A 9,537-nucleotide genomic window follows, 5' to 3' on the forward strand; every position below is an offset into this window, starting at 1 on the left:
GTCCACCGCAGCGGCGTCAACATTGACCCAGGCGGAGTCGTTCACCGTCACCTTCGTCCAGTGCGGTCTGGGGCAGGCTGGCAGACGACGACAGAGGCCGCCTCCCCTGAGGGGAGGCGGCCTCTGTCGTCGGATCACGGGCCGCTGGGCAGCGGCGGGTGGGTCAGCGGGAGCGCCAGGCGTTCTTCCGCCGGCGGACGTCCCACAGCAGCATGACCACGAGCGTGAGGACGAAGCCGAGGATCCACAGGTTCTCGACCTGGCCGTCGTGGTTGCCGAACAGCAGGGCCAGCAGGGCCAGCACCATCAGCCAGCCGGTGATCCGGCCGACCCGGCCCGACTCGGCGTGCCAGCCCCAGTCCGCAGGGTGCTCGTCGTGGACGGGTGTCGACCCCGCGCGGACGATGCCCTCCTCGCGGGTGGACTGCTCGACCACCCTGGCGCTCGTCTGATGCCCCTGGCCCCGGCCGCTGTGCTCACTCACGGAGACCATCTTGCCAGGCCCCGGTGCGCTCCACCCGCTCGGCGCGGTCGTGGCGCGACCGCATGTGCTCGGTCAGCGGCTGCACGAGATCCCGGCCGCCGCGACCGCGGCCCTGGTGTCCGCCGTGGGCAGCCGGGCGATCGTGCCCCCCACCGGGTCGCCGACCGGGAGGACCCGTACGTCGGCCACGTCTGCGCGGGCCAGTGAGGTGAGTTCCCCGACGGAGGTGTCCGGATCGGTGGCGATGGCCGCGGAGGCCGCCCAGGCGACCGACTGGAGGCGCCATGGTCGCGGCATCGTGGCGCGGACCTGGTCCATCAGGGCAGCGAGCACGCTGCCGGCGGCGGTGGCGCGGCCGTCGGGGGCTGCGGGCGCCGGCACCCACTCCCCGTCGACCAGGTGCTCGGGGTGCCGGGAGCGCACGAGGGCCAGAGCGGTGGCGCCGTCCACGTGCTGGTGGCCGGCACGGGTGAGCTCGAGCCCGGCGGGCTGGTCGCGGACCGGTTCGGGGACGTCGACGTCCAGTCCGCCGGCGGCGTCGACCACCGTGGCGAACCCGCCCAGGTCCACGGTCAGCAGGTGGTCGGTGGGGATGCCGAGCTGGCACAGCCCGTCGACGGTGGCCTGCGGTCCGCGCAGCCAGGTGAGTGCGAGTCGACCGGGACGTCGGTCCGCGCGCACGACCACGTCGCGCGGCACCGAGAACACGGTGGCCCCGGCATCGGTCTGGTGGACCACCACGATCACGTCCGCACGGCTGCCGGGGACGTCCTCCGGTGTGCCGAAGGCGGCACTGGTGGCGTCGGCGGGGAGGTGCGTGCGCGAGTCGAGTCCGACGAGGACCCAGGTCCGCCCGTCGGCGTCCCCGGGGCCGTCGGACAGGTCGACGTCGACCTGCTCCAGCCGGCCGGCGAGCACGGCCGCGTCCGCGCCCAGTGCGATCACCAGCAGGGCGAGGACGGAGAGGACGACGCGCGACCAGCGCCGCGCACGTGCGCTGGAACGCGGCGGACGCCGGCCAGGGGTCTCCTGGCCGGCGTCCACGTCGTGCGGAAGGGTCATGCTCAGGCCTGCTGTGCCCCCGCCGGACGGCGCCGGAGGGCGTAGAGCGCACCGGCGCCGGCGACGAGCAGCCCGCCACCCAGCGACAGCGGCAGGGCGAGGCTCGCGCCGGTGTAGGCCAGGCTGTCGGAGTCCGAGGAGCTGGCGGCGGTGACCGTCAGGGACTCCTGGAAGTAGGTGCCCATGTCGCCCTCGAAGACCAGGTCGTGCTCACCGGCCGTGGTGCCGGCCGGCAGCGTGAAGGTGGCCGTCACGGTGCCGTTCTCGTCGGCGGTGAAGGTGCCCACCGTCTGCGGGTCCGAGTGCAGCGTGACGGTGACCTTCTCCCCGGGCTTGAAGCCGGTGAGGACCTTGACGATCTTCGCGCCCTGGACGGCGCTGGCGCCGGTCGTGGCGGCGGTCTTGGTGCTGGACACGCCGACGGTGTTCGCGGTCTCGCCGCGCAGCTGGCCGGTCGGGGTGACGGTGGTCGGGGTGCTGGGGGGCGAGGTGACCGGCGTCGGCGTGACCGGCGTCGGCGTCACGGGCGCCGACTGCAGCGTGAACCCGAACTCCGGGTAGAGGAGCCAGTCCGCGCCGTCCTCGTTCTCCCCGCCGTCGTAGGGCTCGCAGATGGCGAAGGCCACGTAGCCGCCCGGCGTCGCCTCGGGCAGGAACTCCAGTGCCGCGGTCCAGGTGCCGGCCTCCACCGCGCCCGCCAGGCTGAGCACCGGCTCGGCTGCGGGGTCGTCGGCATCTGCTGCGGCCAGGACGTCCACGTAGACGATGGCCGGCGTGCTGGGATCCGTCGCCGCACACCCGGTGCCGGTCAGGGTGTAGGGCTGACCGATCACCGCGGTGGACGAACCCTGCAGCGGAGGCAGGTCGGCGGCCAGGGCGGCCGGCGCGAAGGCGATGCCGAGGCCCACGGTGCCGAGGCTGAGGCCGGTCGCCACGGTGGCGCGGAGCGGGGACACGCGGGACATGAGTTTCTCCGTCTGGTCCGGGCCCGGACGTCCGAGCCATCGACAGAAGTATCGGCACGCAACGACCCGGATTGTCGTTCCGTGCGACGACACGCCGAGAGATTGCCCAACGAGTGACAACGGATGGCCGATCCGTCCAGATCCGGACGGAGTCCGGCTGTGCAGATCAGTCGTCCAGCGGTGGATCGTCGTCAAGAGTGGACGGCGCGAGGCTGTGGTGGCGGTGCCGCGCCTGGCGGCGAGACGTGGACTCGGCGGGCTTGGCAGGATCAGGTGCATGAGCGAGCCGCGCAGCACCGAACCCCGCACGGTCACCGTGCTGGGGTCCACCGGGTCGATCGGGCGCCAGGCGATCGCCGTCGCCCGGCAGAACCCGGGCCGGCTGCGGGTCACCGGGCTCGCCGCCGGTGGGGGTGACGTCGCCCTGCTGGCCGAGCAGGCCCTCTCGCTGGGCGTGCGCACCGTGGCCATCGCCCGGGCCACCGCCGCCCAGGACCTGCAGCTCGCCTTCTACGCCGCGGCGCAGCAGCGCGGCTGGGCCCAGGGCCAGTACGCGCTCCCGGAGATCCTGGCCGGCCCGCGCGCCGCCGAGGAGCTGGCCACGCGTCCGGCCGACGTCGTCCTCAACGGGATCACCGGGTCGATCGGGTTGCGCCCGACGCTCTCGGCGCTCGCCGCCGGTCGCACGGTGGCTCTGGCCAACAAGGAGTCGCTGGTCGCCGGTGGTGCACTGGTGACGGCGGCGGCGGCCCCGGGTCAGCTGGTGCCGGTCGACTCCGAGCACTCCGCGCTGGCGCAGTGCCTGCGCGGGGGCACGCGGGGCGAGGTGGCCCGGCTGGTGCTCACCGCCAGCGGGGGGCCGTTCCGCGGCCGCAGCGCCGCGGACCTGGCCGACGTCACCCGGGAGCAGGCGCTGGCCCACCCCACCTGGGACATGGGCCCGGTGGTGACCATCAACTCCGCGACCCTGGTCAACAAGGGGCTGGAGCTGATCGAGGCGCACCTGCTCTTCGGCGTCCCGTACGCCGACATCGACGTCGTGGTGCACCCGCAGTCGATCGTCCACTCGATGGTGACGTTCACCGACGGCGCGACGATCGCCCAGGCCAGCCCACCGGACATGCGGCTGCCGATCGCGCTGGCGCTGGCCTGGCCGGACCGGTTGCCGGACGTGCAGCCGGCCCTGGACTGGTCGGCCGCCAGCACCTGGGAGTTCCTCCCCCTGGACGGCGAGGTGTTCCCGGCGGTCCGGCTCGCCCGGCAGGCGGGGGAGGCCGGCGGCGTCGTCCCGGCGCTCTACAACGCGGCCAACGAGGAGGCGGTCGCCGCATTCACAGCCGGACACCTCTCGTTCCCAGGGATCGTGCAGGTCATCGCGCGTACCCTCGACGCCGCGCCGGACCTCGGCGCACCCACCTGCGTCGAGGACGTGCTGGCCGCTGAGAAGTGGGCCCGGGAGCACGCTCGCGGCGCCATCGACGCGGACGACCTGAGACGGAGCTTGAGCTGAGCGGGTTCCTGCTGACGGTCCTCGGGATCGTCGCCTTCGCCATCGGGCTGCTGTTCAGCATCGGCTTCCACGAGTTCGGGCACTTCTACTGGGCCCGGAAGTTCGGCATGCGGGTGCCGCAGTTCTTCGTCGGCTTCGGGACGACGGTGTGGTCCTTCCGCCGCGGCGAGACCGAGTTCGGGATCAAGGCGATCCCGCTGGGCGGCTACATCCGGATCGTCGGCATGATCCCGCCGGCCGAGGAGGGCGAGAGCAAGCGCGCCACCCGGATGCGCAGCTTCATCGCCGAGGTGCGCGGGGCGGCCCTCAACGACGTCCTGCCCACCGACCGCGGCCGGGTCTTCTACGCCAAGCCGTGGTGGCAGCGGGTGATCGTGATGTTCGCCGGCCCCTTCCACAACCTGGTGCTGGCGGTGCTGCTCTTCCTGGTCCTGCTGGTGGGCATCGGCCTGCCGACGACCACCACCACGATCGCGGCGGTGCCCGACTGCGTGCTGCCCGCCGGGGCCGCCAGTGCCGCCGCCGCCGACCCCTGCACCGTCCCGATCACGCCCGAGGGGCAGACCTGCGAGGCGGGTGCCGCCGACTGCGCGCTGCCGCCGGCCGGTCCGGCCGCGCAGGCCGGGCTGCAGGCAGGGGACACGATCCTGGCGATCGACGGCGAGCCCGTCACCCAGGAGCCGGGCGACGGCTGGGAGGCGCTGGTCGAGACGGTGCAGGCCAGCGCCAGCACCCCGCTGACGCTGACCGTCGCCCGCGAGGACGCCCAGGGCGTTCCCGAGCAGCTCGACCTCACGGTCACCCCGATCGAGAACACCGTCTACACCGACACCGACTCCGACGGTGAACCCGATGGCGCCGAGGAGGTCGGGTACCTCGGCGTCCAGTCCGCGACGGAGTACGTCGGCCAGCCGCTGAGCTCGCTGCCGGGCTACTTCGGCACCGTGGTCGTCGAGTCGGTCCAGCGGCTGGTGCAGATCCCCGAGCGCATCCCGCAGCTGTTCCGGGCCACGTTCATGGGCGAGGAGCGCGACCGCGAGGGGCCGATCGGCCTGGTCGGGGTCAGCCGGCTGTCCGGTGAGGCGTTCGCCCTGGAGCAGTTCAGCAACCTGGACAAGCTCAGCTTCTTCGTGTCGCTGCTGGCCAGCGTCAACCTGGTGCTCTTCCTGTTCAACCTCGTGCCGCTCTACCCGCTGGACGGCGGACACGTCGCCGGCGCCTTGTACGAGAAGGCCCGCTCGACCGTGGCCCGGCTGCGCGGGCGGCCCGATCCCGGCCCGTTCGACATCGCCCGGCTCATGCCGGTCGCCTATGCCGTGGCGGGGTTGTTCATCCTGCTGTCCGGCCTGCTCGTCATCGCCGACGTCGTCAACCCGATCACCCTGCAGTAAGTGGGAGACTGACCTACCGTGACCGTCTCGCTGGGCATGCCCGCCTCTCCGCCGCCCGTCCTCGCTCCGCGCCGGAAGACCCGTCAGCTGGACGTCGGGGGCGTCGGGGTCGGCAGCGACTCCCCGGTCAGTGTCCAGTCGATGTGCACGACCAAGACCGCCGACATCAACGCGACGCTGCAGCAGATCGCCGAGCTGACCGCCTCCGGGTGCCAGATCGTGCGCGTCGCGGTGCCCGACACCGACGACGCCGAGGCGCTGCCGATCATCGCCAGGAAGTCGCAGATCCCGGTGATCGCCGACATCCACTTCCAGCCGCGCTACGTGTTCGCCGCGATCGACGCCGGGTGCGCCGCCGTGCGGGTGAACCCGGGCAACATCAAGAAGTTCGACGACAAGGTCGGCGAGATCGCCCGGGCCGCCAAGGACGCCGGCACCCCGATCCGGATCGGGGTCAACGCCGGCTCGTTGGACAAGCGGCTGCTGGCCAAGTACGGGAAGGCGACGCCGGAGGCGCTGGTCGAGTCGGCGCTGTGGGAGTGCTCCCTGTTCGAGGAGCACGACTTCCGCGACATCAAGATCTCGGTGAAGCACAACGACCCGGTGGTCATGGTCCGCGCCTACGAGCTGCTGGCCGCCCAGTGCGACTACCCGCTGCACCTCGGCGTGACCGAGGCCGGTCCCGCCTTCCAGGGCACCATCAAGTCCGCGGTCGCCTTCGGCGCCCTGCTGTCCCAGGGCATCGGCGACACCATCCGGGTCTCCCTCTCCGCCCCACCGGCGGAGGAGGTCAAGGTCGGCAACCAGATCCTGGAGTCGCTGAACCTGCGCCAGCGCGGTCTGGAGATCGTGAGCTGCCCCTCCTGCGGCCGGGCCCAGGTCGACGTCTACAAGCTCGCCGACGAGGTGACCGCCGGCCTGGAGGGCATGGAGGTGCCGCTGCGGGTGGCCGTCATGGGCTGTGTGGTGAACGGCCCGGGCGAGGCCCGCGAGGCCGACCTGGGCGTCGCCTCCGGCAACGGCAAGGGGCAGATCTTCGTCAAGGGCGAGGTCGTCAAGACCGTGCCCGAGTCGATGATCGTGGAGACGCTGATCGAGGAGGCCATGCGGATCGCCGAGGCGCAGGTCGCCGAGGGCACCCCGTCCGGTCCGCCGGTCGTCTCCGTCTCCTGACCCGCCCGCCCGCACCGGTCGACCGAGGACAGTGGTCCGCGTGCTGCGCTCCTCGCCCGCCCGCGTCCTGGACGCCGGGGACGAGGACGCCGTCCGGGAGCTGCTGGCCACCGACCCGGTCGGCGCCTGCATGCTCGCCGGGCGGGTCGAGACCCACGGCACCGCGACCGCGTCGCTGGGCGCGCCACTGTGGGGCCTGTACGCCGGTCGCCGGCTGGAGGCGGTCTGCCTGGCCGGCGCGAACCTGATCCCCTTCGCCCGGCCGGGCGCGGAACGGGCCGCGGCGACCGCGTTCGCCGACCGGGCCCGGCGGGCCGGGCGACGGTGCTCGACCGTGGTGGGCCCGGCGGCGGCGGTGCTGCCGCTGTGGGACCTGCTGGCGCCGTACTGGGGCCCGGCGCGGGAGGTGCGCGCCCAGCAGCCACTGCTGGCCATCTCGGGGGCGGCGTCGGTGCCGGCCGAGCCGCGGGTGCGCCCGGTCCGGACCGAGGAGCTGGACACCCTGCTGCCGGCCGCCGTCGCCATGTTCACCGAGGAGGTCGGGGTCAGCCCGCTGCGCGTCGACGGCGGCGCCGGCTACCGGGCCCGGGTGGCGGAGATGGTCCACGCCGGTCACTCACTGGCGTGGATCGAGCGTGGCGAGGTGCTCTTCAAGGCCGACATCGGCGCCGTCTCCCGCGACGCCTGCCAGGTGCAGGGCGTGTGGGTCTCCCCGCAGCACCGCGGGCAGGGGATCGGGCAGCGGGGCACCGCGGCGGTGGTCGAGTACGCCCGCACGGCGATCGCCCCGGTGGTCAGCCTCTACGTCAACGACTACAACCGTGCGGCCCGCACCGCCTACGAACGGGTCGGCTTCCAGCAGGTCGGCACGTACGCCTCGATCCTCTTCTAGACGGCCTGGGAGTCCTGGGGCTGGTGCGGCGAGGAGTTCCGGATCGGCAGCGGACTTCTGCCAGGGTGGGTGGGTGCGCAGCCGACACGGGTCCAGCAGCAGGCGCGGGGCCACCCGCCGGGTGACGACGGCCGGGGGTGCCGCGGTGCTGGTGCTCGCCCCGCTGCTGAGCGGGTGCTCGGGCGACTCCACCGACGACGTCCGCGACGCCGCCCAGGCCTTCCTCGACGACTGGGCCGCGGGTCGGGTGGATGCAGCCGCCGACCGCACGACCGACCCCGCGGCGGCCGCGGCGCTGCTGGAGCAGACCGCCGCCGACCTGCCCGATGCGACCCTGAGCGCCGAGCTGGGCGAGGTGCAGGCCGAGGACGGCGCGGCGACCGTCACCTGGCAGGCCACCTGGGACCTCACCGCGGCCCCGGACTGGACCTACGACGCCACGCTGGAGCTGCAGGAGGGCGAGGACAGCTGGGAGATCGTCGCCGAGCCGGCCGTCGTCCACCCGGAGCTGGCCGACGGTCAGCACCTGGAGCTCGCCCGGTCGCTGCCGGAGCGCGCACCGATCACCGACGGCACCGGCGCGCCGCTGTTCGCCGAGACCGAGGTGGTGGACGTCGGGGTGGACACCGCCCAGGTCACCGACCTGCCGGCGCTGGCCGCCGGCCTGGCCGCGGCGACCGGGATCTCCGCGGAGGAGATCACCGCCGACGTGCAGGCGGCACCGGCCGGGCAGTTCGTCCCGGTCATCACCCTGCGCCGGCCGGACTTCGAGGCGATCCGCGCACAGGTGTACGACCTGCCCGAGGCGGTCTTCCCGACCAGCACCCGGTTGCTCGCCCCCACGTCCCGGTTCGGGCTCGCCCTGCTGGGCCGGGTCGGGGACGCCACCGCCGAGGTGCTGGAGGACACCGTCGACGCCGACGGCGAGCAGCGCTACGCCGCCGGGGACCGGCTGGGCCTGTCCGGTCTGCAGCTGGCCTACCAGGAGCAGCTGGCCGGCACCCCCGGGTTCACCGTGCGGGTGGTGAGCACCGACGAGGCCCTCGAGGACACCGGGCGGGTCGTCGGCACCGTCGACCCCGTGCCGGGCACCCCCGTCCAGACCCCGCTGCTGCCGGCGGTCCAGAACGCCGCCGACGCCGCCGTGGCCACCCAGCCGCTGGCCACCCACCTGGTGGCGGTGCGGCCGGGCACCGGGGAGCTCCTGGCGGTCAGCTCGAACGAGGCGGCCAACCCGGTCAACGCCCTGACCGGGCAGTTCCCTCCCGGCTCGAGCATGAAGACGATGACGGCGACGGCGCTGCTGTCCGCCGGCACGGTCACCCCGGAGACGCAGGTGCCCTGCCCGGCCACGACCGTCGTGGAGGGCCGGGAGTTCGAGAACGAAGACCAGTTCGACCTCGGCACGGTGCCGATGACCGAGGCGTTCGCCCAGTCCTGCAACACCACCTTCATCCAGCAGGCGCTCACCCTCCCCGACGGCGCGCTCGCCGCCGCGGCCACCTCCTACGGGGTGGGCACCGACTGGCAGCTGCCGGTCGACGTCTTCAGCGGAGAGGTGCCCGCCACGAGCACCGGCACGACCGAGGCCGCCGACGCGATCGGGCAGGGCCAGGTGCTGATGAGCCCGGCCCAGCTGGCCCTGGTGGCCGCCGGCATCGCCGGCGGCACCCCGGCCGTCCCCGTCGAGGTCGTGGGGGCAGAGCCGGCCGGTGCCGTCCCCGCCGGACCCGACCCGGCCGTCCTGGACGCGCTGCGGCCGATGATGCGCCAGGTGGTCCTCAGCGGGACGGCCACCGGGCTGGCCGACCGGGGTGAGGTGTACGGCAAGACCGGCACCGCGGAGTACGGCACCAACACCCCGCTGGACGCACACGGGTGGTTCATGGGCTACCAGCTCGGGGGCCCCCAGGGCGACGTCGCGTTCGCCGTGCTCGTCGAGGGAGGGCAGTCGAGCAGCGTCGCCGTCGAGGTCGCCGACGCCTTCCTCGCCGCGCTGGGCAGCTAGTGCCGCGGCTGCGAACCTTCGCCCCGCTTCGGTGACACACCCGCTGGGGTCC

The 9,537-nt window shown here is 73.6% G+C and carries 8 protein-coding genes; 5 read left to right on the plus strand and 3 right to left on the minus strand.

All coding sequences use genetic code 11. The features are described from left to right. Window positions 1-163 precede the first annotated feature (163 nt). From IN07_RS20630 to IN07_RS20640, 3 genes are all read right to left on the minus strand, one after another. Window positions 164-484: a DUF2631 domain-containing protein gene (locus IN07_RS20630; protein ID WP_052091581.1), complete on the minus strand. Its 321-nt coding sequence runs from the start codon at window positions 482-484 to the stop codon at window positions 164-166. A 72-nt stretch (window positions 485-556) separates the two neighbouring features. Beyond that, entirely contained in the window at window positions 557-1,546 is a 990-nt protein-coding gene (locus tag IN07_RS20635) for an LCP family protein (RefSeq protein ID WP_036339855.1), read from the minus strand. Between the two features lie 2 nt (window positions 1,547-1,548). Next, complete coding sequence (locus IN07_RS20640) at window positions 1,549-2,511, minus strand: hypothetical protein (protein ID WP_036339858.1); 963 nt, start codon at window positions 2,509-2,511, stop codon at window positions 1,549-1,551. A gap of 277 nt (window positions 2,512-2,788) precedes the next feature. On the opposite strand from IN07_RS20640, the gene dxr reads away from it, so the two are divergent. The 5 genes from dxr (at window position 2,789) to IN07_RS20665 (ending at window position 9,485) form a co-directional block, all read left to right on the plus strand. Next, window positions 2,789-4,021 (plus strand): 1-deoxy-D-xylulose-5-phosphate reductoisomerase, encoded by a 1,233-nt coding sequence (dxr, locus tag IN07_RS20645; protein WP_036339860.1) that lies wholly within the window; start codon window positions 2,789-2,791, stop codon window positions 4,019-4,021. Next, on the plus strand, window positions 3,958-5,412 hold the full coding sequence (locus tag IN07_RS20650) for a M50 family metallopeptidase (RefSeq protein ID WP_231558500.1): 1,455 nt from the start codon (window positions 3,958-3,960) through the stop codon (window positions 5,410-5,412). Before dxr ends, IN07_RS20650 begins: the two co-directional genes overlap by 64 nt. Before the next feature lie 18 nt (window positions 5,413-5,430). Then, window positions 5,431-6,585, plus strand: coding sequence for a flavodoxin-dependent (E)-4-hydroxy-3-methylbut-2-enyl-diphosphate synthase (gene ispG / locus IN07_RS20655; RefSeq protein WP_036339862.1), 1,155 nt, complete (start codon window positions 5,431-5,433; stop codon window positions 6,583-6,585). Window positions 6,586-6,625: 40 nt separating this feature from the next. Beyond that, complete coding sequence (locus IN07_RS20660; RefSeq protein WP_036339915.1) at window positions 6,626-7,477, plus strand: GNAT family N-acetyltransferase; 852 nt, start codon at window positions 6,626-6,628, stop codon at window positions 7,475-7,477. A gap of 73 nt (window positions 7,478-7,550) precedes the next feature. Further along, the gene (locus tag IN07_RS20665) at window positions 7,551-9,485 is read left to right on the plus strand and encodes a penicillin-binding transpeptidase domain-containing protein (RefSeq protein ID WP_231558501.1); all 1,935 of its coding nucleotides are present in this window, start codon (window positions 7,551-7,553) and stop codon (window positions 9,483-9,485) included. The last annotated feature ends 52 nt before the right edge of the window (window positions 9,486-9,537 follow it).

The organism is Modestobacter caceresii (genome assembly GCF_000761485.1).
In the GTDB taxonomy this organism is placed as follows: domain Bacteria; phylum Actinomycetota; class Actinomycetes; order Mycobacteriales; family Geodermatophilaceae; genus Modestobacter; species Modestobacter caceresii.

Bases quoted from the DNA above. Each gene is read 5' to 3' on its own strand.
- IN07_RS20635 (WP_036339855.1), bottom strand. From the start codon at position 1,546: ATGACCCTTCCGCACGACGTGGACGCCGGCCAGGAGACCCCTGGCCGG.
- dxr (WP_036339860.1), top strand. From the start codon at position 2,789: ATGAGCGAGCCGCGCAGCACCGAACCCCGCACGGTCACCGTGCTGGGG.
- IN07_RS20640 (WP_036339858.1), bottom strand. From the start codon at position 2,511: ATGTCCCGCGTGTCCCCGCTCCGCGCCACCGTGGCGACCGGCCTCAGC.